This is a genomic window from Paenibacillus sp. MAHUQ-63 (assembly GCF_028765165.1).
In the GTDB taxonomy this organism is placed as follows: Bacteria; Bacillota; Bacilli; order Paenibacillales; family NBRC-103111; genus Paenibacillus_E.
In genome coordinates this window covers 280,652-300,688 of the sequence record NZ_JARADB010000006.1, presented here as the reverse complement: position 1 = coordinate 300,688, position 20,037 = coordinate 280,652, and the positions used below count along the sequence as shown (strand labels likewise).

Genomic DNA, 20,037 nt, shown 5'->3' with positions numbered 1-20,037 from the left:
TCGTCCTGAGCCAGGATCAAACTCTCCATAATAGTTGAACGATTGCTCGCTCATTTATTGAAAGCTGAATAGCTCAATTGACTTGCTAGCGAGATTATTAATCTCATGTTTGAACGATTGCTCGTTCATGTTTACTCACTCGTTGTTCAGTTTTCAAAGATCAATGTCTTCCTTATTAATCCATCGCCTTCAAAAGCGACTTGATCAATATACCACATCGGCCTACCCGTTTGCAAGAACTTTTTTAAATCATTTTGTTCTTTTGTTCGACCGCCGAAGCGACAAGAAATAATATAACAAAATCGCAAAGGCATTGCAAGCATTTCGCCTTTTGTAAAATATGGAATGGAAAAAACTCCGGTGCCTCAACCTCAAGCACCGGAGCTTCAACGAATTAACCTTCACTTCCAATAAAGATGTAGCGCGCTAGGATCAGAACCGCCAGCACCCACATGAGCCAGTGAACCGAATAGCGTTTCTCGCTTTTGCCGCCCAGATTAGCAGCAGTAGCCAGAACAACGTAAGTTACGATGCCGAAGGAAATCCCGTTGGCAATGTTATACGTGAAAGGCATCAAGACAATAGTCAGGAACGCCGGAATCGCAATAACGAAGTCTTGGAAATCAATTTCACGAATCGATTGTACCATTAGAACGCCAACTACGATCAACGCTGCCGCTGTCGCGGAGCCAGGAATCAGCATCGCAATCGGAGCCAGGAACAGTGCCAGTAAGAAACATACGCCTGTCGTTACGGCTGTCAAACCTGTACGTCCGCCCTCAGCTACACCCGCAGCGCTTTCTACGAAAGCCGTAACAGTGCTTGTCCCTACCAGCGCACCGCCGCTAACGCCTACGGCATCAACGAACATGGCTTTACCTACGCGCTTGTTGCCTTCTTCCTTGTTCTTCATAATACCTGCACGGTTCGCTGTACCGACCATCGTTCCGAACGTATCGAACAGCTCAACGAATGTAAAGGTTGCGATAACCGAAACGATACCAGTCGTCATAATGCCCGCGAAATCGAAATCGGCAAAACGCAGCTTGGACAAATCCGGAACCCATGTCGTGTCTTTACTGGTCAGCGTGCCGAGATCAACCATACCCATGAAGTACCCGATCACCGTCGTGGCCAAAATTCCGAACAAGATAGCGCCGCGAACACGAAGCACCATGAGAATGGAGATAACCAAAATACCTACGATAGTTAAAATAACACCTTTATTTTCTAGCGATCCCATGTGAAACACAGTTTCAAATGAAAGAACGTCTGTAAACTGATGAGCTTTAATGTCTTGGCCGCTCTCAACCGCAACGGTCAAAATCCCGCTGTTCTTGAAGCCGATCATCGCGATAAACAATCCGATCCCGACCGTGATCGCATGCTTCAAGCCATCCGGAACGGCGACAAGGAGCATCTGACGAATTTTCGTAACGGTCAAAATAATAAAGATGATCCCCGAGATAAACACGGCAGTTAAAGCCATGGAGAACGTAAACTTGCCTTGCGAGGTTAAAATAATCGTTGCGAAATACGCGTTCAATCCCATTCCCGGCGCAAGCGCAACAGGAAAGTTAACGAATAATCCCATTGCGATCGTCATGACGCCCGCAGCAATGGCCGTTGCCAAGAAAATCGAAGTCCAGTCACCGCCGGTAGCCCCCGATTTGAACGCGCTCAGCACGTCCGGGTTAACCGCAAGGATGTAAGCCATCGTCATGAACGTCGTGATCCCCGCCATGATTTCCGTTCTTACTGTCGTGCCGTTTTGTTTCAACTTGAAAAAGCGATCCATTTTTCCTACTCCTCCTATTGAATGGTGGGGAACAGCAAAAAACCCGGAATCGATGTTGCCTGATTCCGGGTACGAAAAAGGAGCTTCCATATGAGAGGCCGCCCCTTCTATGCATAGCACAAAAAGTCGTAGTAACCCATATAGATTCCGTTCCTTTTTTTCGTAGCCAGATCATTTGCGGTGATCTCGTAGAAACTCTCGGGCCAATCCCCAAGATTATACGAAAAACTGTTATCCAACTCACATTTTAGTGCGGAACTAACCCTTTGTCAAATAAAAAAGACGAACATTAACGGGTTAAATTTTCCCATAATGTTCGTCTTTTCCATTTATGCTATTCCCACTCAATCGTAGCAGGCGGTTTAGACGTAATATCGTACACAATCCGGTTCACGTTCTCAACTTCATTGACGATACGAACGGAGATTTTCTCGAGCACATCCCACGGAATACGCGCCCAGTCGGCGGTCATGCCGTCGATGGAAGTAACCGCACGGATGCCGACGGTGTAGGAGTAAGTTCTTGCATCGCCCATTACGCCTACGCTTTTCATACCAGGCAGCGCCGTGAAGTACTGCCAAATTTCGCGGTCCAGACCGGCTTTGGCAATCTCGTCGCGAAGGATTGCATCGGATTCACGAACGATATGCAGCTTGTCCTCCGTCACTTCGCCCAATACGCGAATCGCCAGACCAGGACCTGGGAACGGCTGTCTCCATACGATAGCCGCAGGCAGTCCGCACTCCTCGCCGACTTTGCGCACTTCGTCCTTGAAGAGCGTTTTGAGCGGCTCCACGAGCTTGAACTTCATATCTTCCGGCAGACCGCCGACGTTGTGATGCGATTTGATCGTTTGCGCCGTCGCCGTACCGCTCTCGACGATATCCGTATAAAGCGTCCCTTGCGCCAGGAAAGTGAAATCATCGAACTTGCCGGACTCTTCTTCGAACACGCGAATGAATTCCGTGCCGATAATTTTCCGTTTTTGCTCCGGATCGTCCACACCGGCCAACTTGCCGAGGAAACGCTCGCGGGCATCGATTTTCACCACGTGCATATCGAATTTGCCGACGAAAGTATCCATGACGCTCTCCGCTTCGCCTTTGCGCAGCAAGCCGTGATCAATAAACATACAAGTAAGTTGATCTCCGATCGCTTTATGCAGCAGAATGGCAACCACGGAGGAATCTACGCCGCCGCTGAGTGCGCAAAGCACTTTCTTGTCGCCGACTTCTTCGCGAAGCTCCTTCACCATATCTTCAACGAAGGAAGACATCGTCCAGTCGCCGTGACAGCCGCACACACCGTAGATGAAGTTGTTGATCATTTCATTCCCTTGAACGGAATGGCGAACCTCCGGGTGGAACTGAACCGCATGGATATTGCGATCGCGATTGCTCATCGCAGCAATTTCCAGCGAATCGGTGCTTCCCTCGATGACGAAGCCTTCAGGCAGCACGGCAACGTGGTCGCCATGGCTCATCCATACCGTTTGTTTCGCGTCCAAGCCTTTGACAAGCGGGCTTTCATTCGTGAAGGAAAGATCAGCTTTCCCGTATTCACGCGTATGAGCGCGCTCTACTTTTCCGTTCAATTGGTGGGCAATCAACTGCATACCGTAGCAAATGCCCAAAATTGGAATACCCAAATCATAAATTTTCGGATCAACAGCTGGAGCTCCCTCACCGTACACGCTCGACGGACCGCCCGAGAACACAATACCTTTCGGCTGAAGCTCACGAATTTTCTCGACCGTCGTATTGAACGGCAGCAATTCGCTGTATACGCCCAAATCACGAATTCGTCTAGCAATCAGCTGGTTGTACTGGCCTCCAAAATCTAAAACGACGATCATTTCACTCGGTTTACTCATTATCCGACCTCCTAGTTTCATAGCGATTAAGGTGCTTAGGGGTCCCTTGTCCGCTTACCGCTATTTATAGGTACTAATTTTAAACATTAGGTACCTAGGATGTAAAGGGGTTTAATGTGTCTTTTGGATGGCTTTCCAAATGGCCGCAATTTCCCGCTTCGTGTAGGGTGCCGAACCCGCCGTGTCATAGCGGATGCTTTCATACATTAAGGCGAATTGAAGCAGCGCTTGTTTCTGGGCGTGCTGTCTGAGATTCAGTCCGGTCACGTAGTCCCGCACGGTTTGGTCTTTGGGCTTGGCGCCATGCTTGCGAAACAGCTGCAGCCACAGCCGGTCCATGTAAGGGACAAGCGGGTGTGCGTTGCGATCGCGGTAAAACGGCACCAGCGCAGTTCTAGCCATAAACCCTTTGCGTTTCAAATAGAGAAGAACACCGGCCGCCATAGCCGTAATCCCTGCCAGAATTATCATAAGGTTGCGATTGGCCCGCGCATAGTCAAGCGCTTTGTCTTTCGCAGCCTGCAGCCACTCGCCGGTATGACCCGCAAAGCCGCCAGGCAGCGGGACGTTCATCAGCGAAGCCGTCATGGCGGATTGCTCCATCGCCGCCGTCGTCAAGGTTTCACGCGGATGGTCGGAAGAAATCCCCGAGAAACCTGGCGTTGGCTCGAACGGAACCCAGCCCATAGACGGGAAATAAACTTCAACCCACGAATGCGCATCCTGGTTGCGAACGAGCACTTCTTGCAGCGGCTCTATACCGCCGTCATCCGCTTGAAGCGTTCCCGGCGCGAACCCTTTCACCCACCGGGCCGGCACACCGACGGAACGCAGCATCACGACCATCGCCGTGGAGAAATGATCGCAGTAGCCGGTCTTATCCACGAACAGAAAGTGGCTGACGAAATCCTCGCTGCGGCTCGGACGCGTCGGCTTTTCCAGACTGTATGTATACGTATGGCTCAAATACTGCTCCACCGCGACCGCTTTGGCATAAGGCGTCGCCCGGTTCGCCGTCACCTGCTCAGCCAAGCTGCGGACAGAACGGGGCAATGCATCCGGCAGCTGCAAATAATCGCGGGCGATCTCCTCCGGGTAACCTCCCCTATCCGCATTCAGCAAGGCGGGATCTTCCTTGACGGGTTGAACGGTGATTTTGTAATACGATAACGGATCTGCAATTTCGGGCAAAGTCAATTTGCCTGTGAACGGAGAGCCCAGCAGTTGACTGGGTGACAACGGTTTCCCTTTGTCCGTCAGAAGCGTGTCCACACCTATTAGATTTCCACCTGCAAACAGCTGCTTATTCGGAGATTTGTCATTCCATAAAACTTCTTGCGTAACCGTCGAGCCCGAAGGGTTCGACAGCGGAAGTACAAAAGGCTCCAGCGCTTGATTCGTCTGGGTCCAGCCTTTGCCGTCGTAGAAGTTTTTGGACTCTCCGCGCCAATAGGTCAGCTCGGAGGTCTTGGCCGTAAATGCAGGGGTCGTATCTACCTGGAGAGGACCTCCCAGGGCAGTGTCATTGTTGCCATAGCCTGATTTGGCCGCCCCTGCAACGGCACCTCCGCCGGAAGCATAATCTTCGTTATACAGCTCGAACAAGCGGTCGGACAAATAATCCCAGCTGACCGGTTTCATCAGCGGCTGCGGATCCGCCTCCTTGGCCGAATACCAGGCCGCCCCTGCCAATAAGCCCACCAGAGCGGCAGTTGCAGCCATCCACTGCACAGACCGGCCCGGGCGGACCGGCGCAAAGCCGTACGTTTGCTCGATGCGGGCAAGATTAAGCAGCGCCAGCAGCAGCAGCCCATATCCTAGTGTGCGTATGATCCCGTGTGCCGTATCCGCGCCCAACACCAGCTGCAGAACGACCAAATAGATCAGCGTAGCACCGACGAACCAGAGGCTGTGCTGCCTCTGCAGCATAAGTACCTGAATGACGGATATGAGCAGCGACCATCCCAACAGGAAGAACAGCGTCCTTAACTCGCCGCTGACGAGCTCGAAACGCCCCTGGGTCAGATGCCCCGCATCCTGAGCGAAGGCGCGCACCACGTCAAGGACCCATGCCCCGGACATGAAGCTCTCACGGTTAAACATGAACCCGATGAACAGCAGAATGAGCGCCGCTTTGGCGGACCAGCCCCATGCGTAAGGCACTTTGAAGCAATCGATCGCGATGCATATGGCGAAGACAACAAGAACAGGCCCTGTAGCAAGCGACGCGTCGGCCATCCAGGCCAGGGGATGAAGCCACTCGGAGACAAGCAGGAAGAGCAGAAGTGAAGTAAGGATGTCCCGGACAAAGGTCGTCTGCTGATGCGGCGATATCGATGACGGCGATAGCGGCGCCGCGCCGGTTATCCTGCTTTTATGAAATACGAGGCCGGACGGGGGAACGCCACCGGACTCGGACGGTATCAACAAGCGCGATTCGCGCCTTGGTTCAAGCGGTTGCATCCGCAACACCTCCTTGCTTCGGCCACAGGCGAACGGGATGCGGCACCTCGGTGAAGCTGCAGCCTGCGGCCTGCAGCTGCGATGCCCCCTCTCGTTCGGCGACCGAGAGAGAAGGCTTGGCGTGCACGTAGATCACGTGCACGGACCGGCGCCTGGTGCGCGCATCCGCGACCGCGCGCACCAGCGCCACATCCAGCGTCGATGTGATGCACAGCATCGACGCATCCGGCGGCAAGGCCGCCGCCTCTTTCCTGACGAGGTCAGGAAAGGTCATGGCGGGCTTGCCGCCCACGCTCGCGAGCACCTCGTACGCGAGCGTCAGATCAGGGCGAATCGTCGGAGCGATTCGCCTGCCGCCGGAGCTGCTGGCGAAGCCGCAGCTCTCGCGCCCGCCGGCGGCGGCTTCGAAGAAGCCGGCCGCGAGGGCGACGCCCTTCTCCAGCAGCGGCTGTGCCGCTTCGGCTGGGCCCGCCGCGGGCGCGGCGTCGAGCAGCACCATCCGCTTCGCGGAGACGGCCTGCTCGGGCTCCTTGGTCATCAGCCGGTTCAGCCGGGCGGATGATTTCCAATGGATGCGGTGATACGGATCGCCGCTGACATAGTCGCGGACTCCGCCGATAAGCGGAGTCTCGGTTCTCGGACCGCGGGCGGCTGAAATGTCTCCGTCGTCCGCGTGGAACGTCATGCCGGAGTGGCTGAGCGTATCCGGCTTCGGAAATACGACGCACCGGTGAAGCTCATCGCGATGCGTGCGGCGCACGGCGAAGCCGAAGAGATCCCCTGCAACCGCCTCGCAGCCGGCGAACCGGTACACGCCGCGGAGCAGTGCCGTGATTTTGTAATCAATAGCGATAGCGGATTTAAACCACGGGAACAACAGCTTGCTGTACACCAGCTTGGCACCGCTTCCTTCGTGAATCCACGTTTCTTTGAGCACCAGCCAGGGCAGGGGCAATCGGGCGGGATGGCTGACAGCCAAAGAGACCCTCAAGTCTTCTCCCGACACGAACACTTCGGCCGACAGCTGCCGGCTGATCGTCAGCCCCCGCAGCGCAAAAACATAAAACAATCCGGCTTGCAGCCAGATCAGAGTCAAACAAATGCCTAAATACCAAGCGGCATATCCGCCTTGCCGGTAGGCCAGCAGGACGGACAGCAAGCAGCCTGCGAAGAGCAGCGACGTTTTACCCCAGCTTTTCATGAGTAAGCCCCCTACTTCGTTGAAACATAACGGAGCACGGGAGTTTGCTGGGCGGCTAGCAAATCGGCCAAAAGCCGCTCCGCCGTCTTGCCGGTCATCCGGGCTTCGGATGTCAGGATGAGCCGGTGACTCCATACCGGGAGCACCAGATCTTTGATATCGTCCGGTACGACGAAGCTTCTGCCTTTTATGTAAGCCGAGGTTTGCGCAGCGCGCATAAGCGCGTGGGAAGCTCTCGGGCTGGCGCCGAGGTACAGATCGGGATGTTCCCGCGTCGCCAGGGCCAAGCGGACGATGAAATCCTTGAGCGTATTATCGACATGAATCATAGCGGCTTCCCTTTGCAATTGCACGAATTCGTCCTGCACGATGACGGGCTTCACCCCCTCGATCGGATGGCGCTCTTGCAGCCGGTCCAGCATCAAAATCTCTTGATCCGGCGTCGGGTAGCCCAGCGACAGCTTCATGAGGAACCGGTCCATCTGCGCTTCGGGCAGCGCGTACGTCCCCTCGTAATCCACCGGGTTTTGCGTAGCCAACAGAACGAACGGTTTAGGCAGCTCATAGCCTACGCCATCCACGGTCACCCGTTTCTCTTCCATCGCCTCCAGGAAGGCGGACTGTGTCTTGGGCGAAGTGCGGTTGCACTCGTCCGCCAAGACGATCGGGGTCATTAGCGGCCCGGGGCGAAACTCGAATTCGCCGGTTTTGGCATTATACACCGACACCCCCGTCACATCCGAAGGCAGCAAATCCGGCGTACACTGAATTCTTTTAAACTCGCAACCAATCGTTCTGGCCAAGGCGCGTACAAGCATCGTTTTCCCTACGCCCGGCACGTCTTCCAAAAGGAGATGACCACCGCTCAGCATCGCGATAAACGCCTGCTCGATCGTCTCTCTTTTGCCTACGATGACTTTCTCTACGTTCATGATCATCCGTTCCACGAGAGGCTGCGGCTGATCGAATATTCGCGTCTTCGACTGCATAGTCAAGAAGCCTCCTTATATAAGGGTATGCTTCTAGTTTTTCCAGTCTTCTACTCTTTTAGACATTAACCTGCTAGGGCAAATAGAGAGTTTCTCAGGAGACTATTATTTTCCCGCAGCATATAGATCTGCTTGAACGCCATCGACACCTCGCGTCTGCCCGATTCCATGACGGAGGAGGTAATTCTACCGCCGAGTTCATCTACCGTTTTGCGCAGCGGAACGATCATCACGCCGTCATGCAGCTTCATGTCCGCCAAATGGTAGGTTGCACTGCTTTGGCCTAAAGCATAAATGCGAATCGTTCTCGCAGCCAAATCATAGTCAATATCATAGATGCCGTAGTGTGCACTCGCCGTTTTGGCATTGTCCCGCCATTGCACTTGGCCGCCTATTCGCTCAATCAGGGAACGCAGCGGAAGCTCGATACGGCCCGCACGCAATTCGTAGTCCGCAGGCTGCAGCGTAAAGCTGCTTCCCGGAGCAACGTTCACCTGCAGCGGCACCGCCGGCTGCGCAGACAGAATCTGCACCTCTTCCTCTGCAGACGCCAGTTTATCCTGCTGCTTGTTGTCCTGCTGTTTGTCACCTTGCAGCTTATCCGGCTGATCGCTCGTATTCCCCGGCGCTTCCTCTTGAGCGGTCTGTACCAGGTGGTTGTGAGCCACAGCATATTGCTTCGTTTCAGCAAGTAAGTGCTGGAACTCCCCCTGGTTCATACTTCGGGACCATTTCGGTTTCCCCACCTTGAACTGACTGGGCTTCACCTCGGCCGTCAGAGGCGCGAACGTATAGCCTAAATTTTTGTAGTAGGCAATAACCTTCGGCAGCACTTCTACCGTCGATTCGTGCCCTGTGCCGTCATGAAACAGTACCGTTAGCTCATGCTCCAGACGCGAGCTTTTCACCGTTTGCCAAATCTCGTTCGCAGGCACATGAAGGCGCTTGGAGTCTCCGCTGTCGACATTCCAGTCCACGACCGTATAGCCGGCCTGCTCCAATAAGTAGTAGTAATAGGCGTCAAAGTTCGTATAGGTTCCTCCGGGAGCCCGCACCAGACCCGGACGTACGTCTGCGATTTCGGCAAACACATCCTCGCTGCGCTGTATTTGATCCCAGAACGTTTGGAAACTGCTATAAAGCTCTTTATAAACATGATTATAAGAATGATTGCCCAAAACATGGCCTTCCTTCACGATTCTTGCAACGAGCTCGGGATGCTCCTTGGCCTGCTCGCCAAGCGCAAAAAATGTAGCTTTCACGCCCTCTTCTGCTAAAATATCTAAAACCTTCGGGGTCAATTTGCTAGGACCGTCGTCAAAGGTCAAATACACGGTTGGCTGCTCAGGTGTCACATAGGTCTTCTCTTGCTGCAGACGCTGGCCGGACTTCAGCTTCTGATAGATGTCTTGCTCGTCTTGGGCGGAGGAGCTTCCGTCCTCCCCTGACGCATGGACGGGCATAGCAGAGAGGAATAGCGAAACTAGTAACAGGATGATCATGATCAGTCGGCTTATCTTCCGGTTGTGGGGTGCTGATTGAAGTTGAAAGCGCATGCTAATAATCCCTCCGCTTTGTTCTATCATTTTGTTGACTGATAGAGTATATGGGAGAAAGCGGCGGAGTATGTCACTTGCTTAGCGCCATTTTGAGAGGAGTTCCAACCACGGCCGCAGAATCCACACCTTACAGCAATCCGACAAAGTTCGGCATATCAGACGGGGGATGACGATGAATTTTTCGACAACGTTCAACAATCAGAACAAGAGCAGCGAGATGCAGGCTTCAATACGGGACAGAGATGTCATCCGGCGAAATTTCGTTGTGTTTCTAGCCATTTGTGCAACCGCTTTACTTATGTATTTGAGTGTGCTGGCTTTAGGCGTGGGTACGATGGACTCCAGCATGAAGTTTACGCTCATTTTCGAAACGGCCATTTTATTAACCTATGCCTACTTGCATTTCAGCAGAAAGTTCATTCATTATTTATGCTATTTCGCTGTCATCACCAGCGGAATCTCTACCACCGTACAGCTTATCGGCAAACCCGATATTACGAACGTATTCTCCGTGTACTACACGATGATTATGGCGCTTATTTTCATGAAAATGGTGCCTTGGCTCATCTCCGCCGCCTGGGGATTGTTCCAGATGGCCTATCTATTCTTCGTCCAGAAAGACGTACTTCAGCTGGATCCAAAAACAATGCCGACCTACATCATTTACTTTATCCTGATCAGCGTACTCATGTTCGCAGCTCTGAAAGTATCCGGTTATATGAACAAAAGCATGGCGGAAGCCCGCTCGCAAGCCGAGCAGTTCCTTGTCCTTCAGCAGGAGCAGCGCGAACTGGCCGCCAAGCAAATCACGCTGGTTACAGAGCACTTGAATTCCATTACGAAGTCCGGAGAAGAGGACAACGCCTCGTTCGATGAAATGAACAGCGCCTTCCAGGATATTGCTACAGGCGCAGGCGATCAAGTCGACTCGACGCTGTCGATCAACGAGTCCGTCACTCATATGAATGATTTGATCAAACAGATGTCCGACTCCATCCACACCTTACTCGGCAAAACGACCGAGGCCGCCTCGCTATCCGATCAAGGACGCGGCCGTATGGAGCAGCTGTCGGATACGTTCACCGCTTTCACCAAAGATATCGAGGCGGTGTCGCAGGATACGGTCTCCCTGATCGAGCGCTTGAATGAAACGAGCCAGTTCAGCGACACGATTCAAGATATCGCCAACCAGACGAACCTCCTCTCCCTCAATGCCAGCATTGAAGCGGCAAGAGCAGGCGAGCACGGCAAGGGCTTCGCCGTCGTGGCGAACGAAATTCGCAAGCTCGCCGATATGACGGCGAAGTCCGCCATCCGCATCTCCGAGCAGCTGCAGGAATTCACGACGTTATCCAATCAGACACGCGCCCGGATGGATCAGGTTTCCCTGCGTATGCAGCAGAGCAATGAGATTACCGGCCAAACGAAGCAAGCCTTCGAATCCATCACCGACTCCGTCACGATGCTTAAGGTGCTCTCCACGAGCTACGGCGAGCTCATGGACCGGATCAGCTCCTCGTCGGTGACGATTAGCGATTCCACGAACAACCTGGCCGCCATCTCCGAAGAAGCATCCGCGACATTGGAAGAGCTGTCGGCTACGTTGCAATCTCTCCTGCTCAACAACCGCAAAAACTTGGAGCGCATTAAAGAAGCGGAGCAGAATTTGCGTATCGTGACGGAATAATGTGCAAAAAGCTATCCACCCGGATTGGGGGGATAGCTTTTTTCTTGGTCATGCGGCACGTGGTGAGCCCGCCTAAGTCTTAACGGACACAGCAGCCGTTAAAAGTGTTAGTTGCGCTGCTAAGCGGTTCTAACGGTCACAGATAATTGGGCAATACCGGAAAGCAAACCGCTAGAAGTATCCGGTAATGCGCCTCGCTCCCCTCGAAGCACCCCTTAGGTTCTATGCAAACCTACTGGTGTTTCGCAGCTCAATCAGCATAATAACGCATCTTATTTCCGCTTCGGCAGCCATTGGCCCTCGTTATACTGAAATAAGGGCCTGTATTTCCGTTCCGCTCCCGCGCCGCCAAGCTTCCCAATCGAATCTACCTGCCAACACGGTACGAACTCCATCCTCACACCCTTGATGCCTGTTCCTTCAATGTCGCCACATCCACCTAACAAGCTGCCGCGCCAGAATGACCTCGCTACTCCTTATTGCCTAATAACCGCACGTGTTCCCGCCTTGGAAAACTATGGCCAAAGGACTCTCACGCCAGCGGAAATACAGTTCGCTAATACGGCTGAATTAGCGGTTCTGGAAGGTAAAGCGGAAATACAATGCGTTATCCTTGCTGAATTTGACTGTTTCGCAGCTCATTCAGCATAATAACGCATCTTATTTCCGCTTCGGCGGCTATTGGCCCTCGTTATACTGAAATAAGGGCCTGTATTTCCGTTCCGCTCCCGCGCCGCCAAGCTTCCCACCCGAATCTACCTGCCAACACGGTAAGAACTCCCTCCTCGCACCCTTGAGAGCCTGTTCCTTCAATGTCGCCACATCCACCTAACAAGCTACCGCGCCAGAATGACCTCGCTACTCCTTATTGCCTAATAACCGCACGTGTTCCCGCCTCGGAAAACTATGGCCAAAGGACTCTCACGCCAGCGGAAATACAGTTCGTTAATACGGCTGAATTAGCGGTTCTGGAAGGTAAAGCGGAAATACAATGCGTTATCCTTGCTGAATTTGACTGTTTCGCAGCTCATTCAGCATAATAACGCATCTTATTTCCGCTTCGGCGGCTATTGGCCCTCGTTATACTGAAATAAGGGCCTGTATTTCCGTTCCGCTCCCGCGCCGCGCCGCCAAGCTTCCCAATCGAAGCTACCTGCCAACACGGCAAGAACTCCCTCCTCGCACCCTTGAGAGCCCGTTCCTTCAATGTCGCCACATCCACCTAACAAGCTGCCGCGCCAGAATGACCTCGCTACTCCTTATTGCCTAATAACCGCACGTGTTTCCGCCTTGGAAAACTATGGCCAAAGGACTCTCACGCCAGCGGAAATACAGTTCGTTAATACGGCTGAATTAGCGGTTCTGGAAGGTAAAGGGGAAATACAATGCGTTATCCTTGCTGAATTTGGTCGTTTTGCAGCTCAATCAGCATAATAACGCATCTTATTTCCGCTTCGGCGGCTATTGGCCCTCGTTATACTGAAATAAGGGCCTGCATTTCCGTTCCGCTCCCGCGCCGCGCCGCCAAGCTTCCCAATCGAAGCATGTCTAAGCCGGTTAGACTTTGGAGATTTTCGTACCGGGATACGAGACACCTATATTTAACGAATGTTAGGTTTTATGCAAACCTATTGACGAAATCAGCACAAAATGAGCAATTAACGGCTCTTGTGTCCATTGCATGCTCAAATCAACTTTATTTGACGCGCTAGCGAGGCAGAGGATGGATGCCAATTCCCCAGGCATAAGCCCGCCGGCCGTTCGGCCAAAGCAAATTTGCTCTTTGGTTGAACGGCTTCATGCGGCTCGGAACGCAGCCCGCTTCCGTCACGGCATTGCTGCTGCCGCATCCACCACCGATTGGACGTGGTTCTTAATCCGCACCTTGCTCCATTCCTTCACGATGTATCCTTCCTCATCGATCAGGAAGGTGGAACGCACGATGCCCATATACTCACGGCCGTAGAGCTTCTTAAGCGCCCACACGCCATACTTCTCCGCGACCTGATGGTCGGAGTCGGAGAGCAGCAGGAACGGCAGCTCATATTTCGCGATGAATTGATGATGCTTGTTCAACTCATCGGGGCTAATGCCGATCACTTCGACGCCGAGTTCGGCGAACTTGCCGTTATAGTCCCGGAAGTCGCAGGACTGCTGGGTGCAAGTCGGTGTGTTGTCTTGCGGGTAGAAGTAGATGACGACCTTCTTCCCTCTATAATCACGGAGCGATACGGCGCTGCCGTTCGATGCGGGCAATGTGAAATCGGGGGCAAGCCGCCTGACCGTTTCCGGTTCTTTTTTCTTCGTCATACGAATGAACTCTCCTCTATCCAAGCTTCTATTCTCCCTATTATGAGGGATTTCGCGCAGTACATCAAACCACAATGACCAAAACTAGCAATCTAATGATAAAATATGGTAATTTTAATAGAGTCCTATAATTTCAAAGGAGTGAAGAACCGTCATGATACCTATCCAACGCAAAACGCTAATCTCCATTCTAGGATTAACCCTTGCTGTTCCAGCGCTTTCCGTCTCTGCCGCAACGCCGAATGACAGCGAGTTAATTACGCGAGGACAATTCATTCAACAAATCGCCGATGAATTGAAGCTGGTGCCGACGAATGCGCTGACCGAGCTGCCTGCGGATGTCGGTGCGGACTCTCCTTATGCCGATACCGTACGCGTCATGCGCGAACGCCAAATTATCGAAGGCTACTCCGACGGCACTTTCCGCCTGGACCAAACCGTCACCCCTGCCGAAGCGGCGCTCATTCTCGGACGCTTCCTCGGTGCTAGTGACAGCCAGGCCGCCAAAGCGCTGCAGAGCGATTTCGGTATCAATTTCAGCAGCCACAGCTCCGGCATTCCACGCCTAACTGCCGCTGATGCCATCAAGAAAGCGTTAGCTAACGATTCGTCCGTGACCGCTTGGTTGACGCCGGATCCGGCCTCCCCGCAGCTGCTGAATACATTCCGCGCCAAGATGGACATGAATATGCAGATTGCCTTCGCGCCAAGCGCCGGATTTCCAGGTAACAGTCTGCAATCAAGCCTTAGCTCCGACGTCGCCTTCAACAAGGCTCAAGGCATCCATCAATCGATTACGACGAAGGCACCGGGCTCCGACATGAAGGAAAGATCGATTACCGTAGAACAGTACATGGTCAAGCAAGGCATCTTCATGAGTATGCCTAATAGCACCGGAGACGGCCTAGAGTGGTACGATATGTCCAAACAAGTTCCTTTCACCTTCGAACAGCTGATAGAGCTGCAGGAGAAAAGTCTGGATCTTAACAAAACGTTGGTCACACCGTATTTCTTCTATAAGGATCTCGGGACAACGGAGAGTGACGGGAAGAAGCTCCGTAAGCTATCCGTTCGCGGCAAGGTGACCAACACCGCCGATATCGTCAACATGTTGAGCGGACTTGGCAGCGGCCAAGATGCGTTCAAGGACGTTCTGAACTCCCCGGCGATCTCGGGAATGAGCGTTTCTCTGTCCGCCGTCCTGACGATAGACGAGCAGACGAAGCTGCCGGCCGGCATGAATGGCGAGTACCACATCCAGTATGGCGAAGATCCGAATGTGCCGATCGACCATATGGATATGAGTATGTCCATGACTTACAAGGATGTAAACCAACCGGTGGATATTATTCTGCCAGAGGATGCGAAGAAAGCGAAGCCGCTTACTATCCCCGCACTGCCTGCGGAACCCGCAGAACCTGCAGTGCCTGCAGTGCCTCCAGTACCTGCAACACCACCTGCGGTACCTGCAGTACCAGCAACACCTGAAGTACCTGCGCAATCATAAGGAAGAGCCTCAACGCCCGCCTGCCGGCGGGTTTGAGGCTCTTTTCCATGCAGGGCCGAAACCGGTCATTCGCACATGCCGCTCGAATCCATTACAATGGGTGTTAGATATATTTGATTTAAGCAGGTGAACCAGATGTTCAAGTTACTATTGATCGAAGACGACGCGACACTCTTCGCCGAGGTCAAGGACCGTCTCTCGCAGTGGTCTTATGATGTCCATGGCATCACGGACTTCGGGCGGGTAATCGAAACATTCGCGGCGCTCAAACCGGATCTTGTCATTATTGACATTCAATTGCCCAAATTCGACGGCTTCCATTGGTGCCGCATGATTCGGGCTCACTCCAATGTGCCTATTGTCTTCCTGTCCTCGCGCGATCATCCGACCGACATGGTCATGTCGATGCAGTTGGGCGCGGATGACTTCATTCAGAAGCCGTTTCACTTCGAGGTCCTTATTGCCAAAATCCAGGCGATACTCCGCCGCGTCTATAACTACAGCACGGAGCCTCTCAAGCTGAAAACGTGGTGCGGAGCAACGATTGATTACGAGAAAAATACGGTGACGCACGAAGCCGGCACAATCGATTTGACGAAGAATGAAATGTTCATTCTGAAGCTGCTCATCGAACGCAAGAATACGATCGTGAGCCGGGAAGTCATCATCAACAGTCTGTGGGATGACGAAAGGTTCGTCAGCGACAACACGTTAACGGTCAATGTGAATCGGCTGCGCAAAAGACTGGACGAGCTCGGACTGGGCCGCTTCATCGAAACGAAGGTCGGACAAGGATATATGGCCGCAGAAGAGGCGCATTATCATGATTAGACGCTATCTCCTTGAGAGAAGGAGCTGGCTCCTCTTCGTTCTGTGCGTGCAGGCGCTTTTGCTGCTGGTCGCCTTGCTCGACCGGGCCATCCCCTTCACGCCGGTTCTCTATATCGTTTTTCTGTCCACCACTTTATTTCTTGTTTTTGTAGTTATGCGCTATCACAAAGAAACCCGCTTCTATAAGCAGCTCGAAGAACGGGATAACAACCTGGACCTCTCCACCATCGAGGGCGCGGACAGTCCCTTCGAGGAGATCGTGGAAACGAGTATGACGAATCTCGCTAATGAGCTTCGTCAGTCCGCCTCCACGCATCAGGTTGCACTGGAGCAGGAGAAGGACGATCTGCTGGCGTGGATTCATGAAGTGAAAACGCCGCTCACCGCGATGCGCCTCATGATCGACCGGCTGCAGGACGAGACGATGAAGTCATCGCTTACCTACGAATGGCTGCGGATTCATCTGCTTCTGGACCGGCAGCTTCATCAGAAGCGGCTGCCTTTCATGGAGACCGACCTGTATATTGAACAGGTTGATTTGGCATCCTTGACGTATGCGGAGATTAAGACGCTGAAGACGTGGTGTATTCAAAAAGGCATCGGCTTCGATGCCGACTTCGAAGTGGCGGAAGTGCTGAGCGACGCCAAGTGGCTCGCCTTCATCCTCCGGCAGCTGGTGACGAACGCCGTGAAGTACAGCGGCCCGCATGCCGCCGATATCATCATCCGCAGCCGCCGCTCCGGAGAGCGGACCGTGCTGGAAGTGGTCGATCACGGCCGGGGCATCGACACGCGGGATCTGCCGCGCATCTTCGACAGAGGCTTCACCTCCACCGCCTGGCATCAGGACAGCGCCGCTACAGGGATGGGCCTCTATTTGGCGAAGAAGGCCGCAGATAGCCTGCTCATTCAATTGGCTGCGGAATCCCGGCCGGGCGGCGGCGCCACCTTCACCCTTACCTTTCCCCTGCCGAATGAGGCCGTGCGCATCACGGGCATGTGACAACATTGTCACATGCCTTTCTTCTTTGTTCGCCCGATCGAGGGAAAAGCGGAGCGGAGCTTTTTATAATAGAGCTATCGAATAAAGGAGTGAGAACGCATGACAATTTTGGAAGCAGCCAAAATCCATAAAAGCTACGGCAACAAATTCAACAAACAAGAGGTGCTGAAAGGTCTCGATCTTTCCATTGCGAAGGGGGAGTTCGTCAGCATCATGGGCGCATCCGGCTCTGGCAAGACCACCCTGCTCAACGTGCTTTCCTCCATTGACAAGGTCAGCCAAGGCTCGATTCAAATCGAGGGCATGGAAATCACAGCCTTGAAAGAGAAGCAATTGGCCGAGTTTCGCAAGCGGCATTTGGGCTTTATTTTCCAAGATTACAATCTGCTCGATACGTTAACGGTGAAAGAAAACATCCTGCTCCCGCTGTCCATTACCCGAACCTCGCGGCCGGAAGCCGAGAGCAAGTTCCAAGCGGTGGCGAGCGAGCTCGGCATCTACGACATCAAGGACAAATATCCGAACGAAATATCCGGGGGCCAGAAGCAGCGGACCTCCGCAGCCCGGGCTTTCGTCCATGAGCCCGGCATCATCTTCGCCGACGAACCGACCGGGGCGCTCGACTCCAAGTCCGCCTCCGATCTGCTGCATAAGCTGAGCGAGATGAATCAGCAGCGGAAGGCGACCATCGTCATGGTCACCCACGATTCCGTCGCAGCCAGCTACGGCAGCCGGGTCATTTTCATCAAGGACGGGCAAATCTATACGCAGCTCTACAAAGGCCAGGAGTCCAGACATACGTTCTTCCAGGACATCATGAAAACTCAGGCGGTTCTAGGCGGTGTGCAGAATGAGCGTTAACCAGCTGATCCTTCAAAATTTGAAGGCGAATCTCAAGCATTACTATCTCTACGTGTTCGCCTTAATGTTCAGTGTGGCGCTGTATTTCGCCTTCGTTACCTTGCAGTACGATCCGGCGCTGGACCCGACGAAAGGCTCGATCAAAGGCGCAGCCGCCCTCAGATCCGCTTCGGTGCTGCTGGTGGCGATCGTCGCCATTTTCAACCTGTACGCAAACAATATTTTCGTCAAAAGGCGCAGTAAAGAAATCGGCCTGTTGCAATTGATCGGGATGACGAAAACAGAAATATTCCGCATTCTAAGCGCGGAGAACTTCATGCTGTACTTCGGCTCCCTGCTGGCGGGAAGCTTCATCGGCTTCTCGGTCTCCAAGCTGATCCAGATGGTTTTGTTCCGCATTACGGGGGTTGGCGCTATTGCAACGCTGCACTTCTCCATGCCGGCAATGATCCAAACGTTCATCGTTTTCGGCGCCATCTATGTGTTCATCATGCTCGTCAATTATGTGTTCATCCGCAGGCAAACGATTCTCTCGCTATTCCGCGTTTCTTCTTCGACGGAGATCAAGGTCAAGCGCATGTCGCTCGCCGAAGCCGCTATCGGCTTCATCGGCATCGCCCTGATCCTGATGGGCTACTATGTGTCCTCGAAGCTGTTCAGCGGCGATTTCACAACGATGGTCGAGCTGTTCTCCGCCATGATCTTTATTCTGGCATCCGTCATCATCGGCTCTTATCTCTTTTATAAAGGGTCCGTCCGATTGATCCTTAACGTCATCCGCAAGAGAAAGAACGGCTATCTGCATGTACGCGAAGTACTCTCGCTTTCGTCCATCATGTTTCGCATGAAATCCAATGCGCTGCTGTTGACGGTTATTACGACCGTATCCGCGCTAGCCATCGGCCTGCTGTCGCTTTGCTACATTTCGTATTACTCGGCAGAGAAAATGGCGGAAAACGACGTTCCGGCCCATTTCTCCATCACGCAAGCGGCGGATGCCGATCAATTCAAGGCGGCACTGGATGCCCGGCACATCGCACATCAAGACACGACGATTGAAGTGCTGCAAATGGTTGTCAATATCAAGGGAATCCTTGCCTCCGATCTGAACGGGCTGCTGGTCGACCCGTCCAAGATGACAATTGCTGTAATCAGCGATAAAAATACGCCGGCATACGATTTAACGCCCGAGCAAACCTTGTTTGCAGGCACCAATGATCTGCTAATCAAATTTATGAAATTCAAAGATTCAGGCCGCGTCGCGTTCATCGGTAAACAGAACACCATCGAGCAAACTTATATAGGTTCGAAGAAGCAATCCTTCGTTTCCTCCTATTTCGCTGTTGGAACTGCGCCGGTGGCGATTGTGGACGACTCTGTCTTTGAACGGATGAAGCTGGATCTGGATCCTGCCCTTCGCAGGCAAGCCTCCACTTATCGGGGAATCGATATTGTAAAGCAAGAGGAGCTGCAAGCAGCCAATCTCATTTTCAAAGAATTGGGCTTTGACCGTAAAGATCAATATGACTCTAGGCTGGAAAGATCGTATACCCAAAAAAACAGAATGGGTCTCATCATGTTCATCGTCGGCTTCCTCGGACTTGCGTTCCTGATTACGTCGGGCTGCATTCTGTATTTCAAACAGATGGACGAGAGCGCCGATGAGAAGCCGACTTATACGATTCTGCGCAAGCTCGGCTATTCGCAGGACGATTTGATGAAAGGCATCCGGCGCAAGCAGCTCTTCAGCTTCGGCATTCCGCTTGTCGTCGGGCTGCTGCACAGCTACTTCGCCGTTCAATCCGGCTGGTTCTTGTTCGGGGCGGAGCTGTGGACGCCGATGATGCTGGTCATGGCGCTCTATACCGTCTTGTACTCGGTCTTCGGCTTCCTATCCGTCCAGCATTACAAGAAGGTCGTCCGCAGATCGCTTGGATGATTGCGAAGAAGAGCTG

General features: G+C 53.1%; 13 protein-coding genes and 1 riboswitch. Of the genes, 6 read left to right on the top strand and 7 right to left on the bottom strand.

Going from position 1 to position 20,037, the window contains the following annotated elements:
* Window positions 1–394 precede the first annotated feature (394 nt).
* The 6 genes from PUT07_RS29020 to PUT07_RS28995 all read right to left on the bottom strand — a co-directional run bounded on the left by PUT07_RS29020 (window position 395) and on the right by PUT07_RS28995 (window position 9,880).
* Window positions 395–1,798: an NCS2 family permease gene (locus PUT07_RS29020; protein ID WP_274472277.1), complete on the bottom strand. Its 1,404-nt coding sequence runs from the start codon at window positions 1,796–1,798 to the stop codon at window positions 395–397.
* 143 nt (window positions 1,799–1,941) lie between these two features.
* Window positions 1,942–2,042: riboswitch (purine riboswitch) on the bottom strand.
* A 90-nt stretch (window positions 2,043–2,132) separates the two neighbouring features.
* Entirely contained in the window at window positions 2,133–3,671 is a 1,539-nt protein-coding gene (guaA, locus tag PUT07_RS29015) for a glutamine-hydrolyzing GMP synthase (protein ID WP_274472276.1), read from the bottom strand.
* A gap of 111 nt (window positions 3,672–3,782) precedes the next feature.
* Window positions 3,783–6,134, bottom strand: a complete 2,352-nt coding sequence (locus PUT07_RS29010) for a transglutaminase-like domain-containing protein (RefSeq protein WP_274472275.1) — start codon at window positions 6,132–6,134, stop codon at window positions 3,783–3,785.
* Complete coding sequence (locus PUT07_RS29005; protein ID WP_274472287.1) at window positions 6,121–6,819, bottom strand: DUF58 domain-containing protein; 699 nt, start codon at window positions 6,817–6,819, stop codon at window positions 6,121–6,123. The genes PUT07_RS29010 and PUT07_RS29005 overlap by 14 nt, the downstream gene beginning before the upstream one ends.
* A gap of 527 nt (window positions 6,820–7,346) precedes the next feature.
* Window positions 7,347–8,324, bottom strand: a complete 978-nt coding sequence (locus PUT07_RS29000) for an AAA family ATPase (RefSeq protein ID WP_274472274.1) — start codon at window positions 8,322–8,324, stop codon at window positions 7,347–7,349.
* Between the two features lie 65 nt (window positions 8,325–8,389).
* Complete coding sequence (locus tag PUT07_RS28995) at window positions 8,390–9,880, bottom strand: polysaccharide deacetylase family protein (RefSeq protein ID WP_274472273.1); 1,491 nt, start codon at window positions 9,878–9,880, stop codon at window positions 8,390–8,392.
* A gap of 175 nt (window positions 9,881–10,055) precedes the next feature.
* Here PUT07_RS28995 and PUT07_RS28990 point away from each other — a divergent pair, with 175 nt between their 5' ends.
* Window positions 10,056–11,570, top strand: a complete 1,515-nt coding sequence (locus PUT07_RS28990) for a methyl-accepting chemotaxis protein (protein WP_274472272.1) — start codon at window positions 10,056–10,058, stop codon at window positions 11,568–11,570.
* 1,827 nt (window positions 11,571–13,397) lie between these two features.
* Here PUT07_RS28990 and bcp read toward each other — a convergent pair.
* Entirely contained in the window at window positions 13,398–13,880 is a 483-nt protein-coding gene (bcp, locus tag PUT07_RS28985) for a thioredoxin-dependent thiol peroxidase (protein ID WP_274472271.1), read from the bottom strand.
* Between the two features lie 154 nt (window positions 13,881–14,034).
* On the opposite strand from bcp, the gene PUT07_RS28980 reads away from it, so the two are divergent.
* The 5 genes from PUT07_RS28980 (at window position 14,035) to PUT07_RS28960 (ending at window position 20,021) form a co-directional block, all read left to right on the top strand.
* On the top strand, window positions 14,035–15,387 hold the full coding sequence (locus PUT07_RS28980; RefSeq protein ID WP_274472270.1) for an S-layer homology domain-containing protein: 1,353 nt from the start codon (window positions 14,035–14,037) through the stop codon (window positions 15,385–15,387).
* A gap of 135 nt (window positions 15,388–15,522) precedes the next feature.
* A complete protein-coding gene (locus tag PUT07_RS28975) occupies window positions 15,523–16,218 on the top strand; it encodes a response regulator transcription factor (RefSeq protein WP_274472269.1) in 696 nt (231 codons plus the stop codon).
* On the top strand, window positions 16,211–17,221 hold the full coding sequence (locus PUT07_RS28970) for a sensor histidine kinase (protein WP_274472268.1): 1,011 nt from the start codon (window positions 16,211–16,213) through the stop codon (window positions 17,219–17,221). Before PUT07_RS28975 ends, PUT07_RS28970 begins: the two co-directional genes overlap by 8 nt.
* Before the next feature lie 99 nt (window positions 17,222–17,320).
* On the top strand, window positions 17,321–18,082 hold the full coding sequence (locus PUT07_RS28965; RefSeq protein WP_274472267.1) for an ABC transporter ATP-binding protein: 762 nt from the start codon (window positions 17,321–17,323) through the stop codon (window positions 18,080–18,082).
* Window positions 18,072–20,021 carry an FtsX-like permease family protein gene (locus PUT07_RS28960; RefSeq protein ID WP_274472266.1) on the top strand — a complete coding sequence of 650 codons (1,950 nt, stop codon included), beginning with the start codon at window positions 18,072–18,074 and terminating at the stop codon, window positions 20,019–20,021. Before PUT07_RS28965 ends, PUT07_RS28960 begins: the two co-directional genes overlap by 11 nt.
* The last annotated feature ends 16 nt before the right edge of the window (window positions 20,022–20,037 follow it).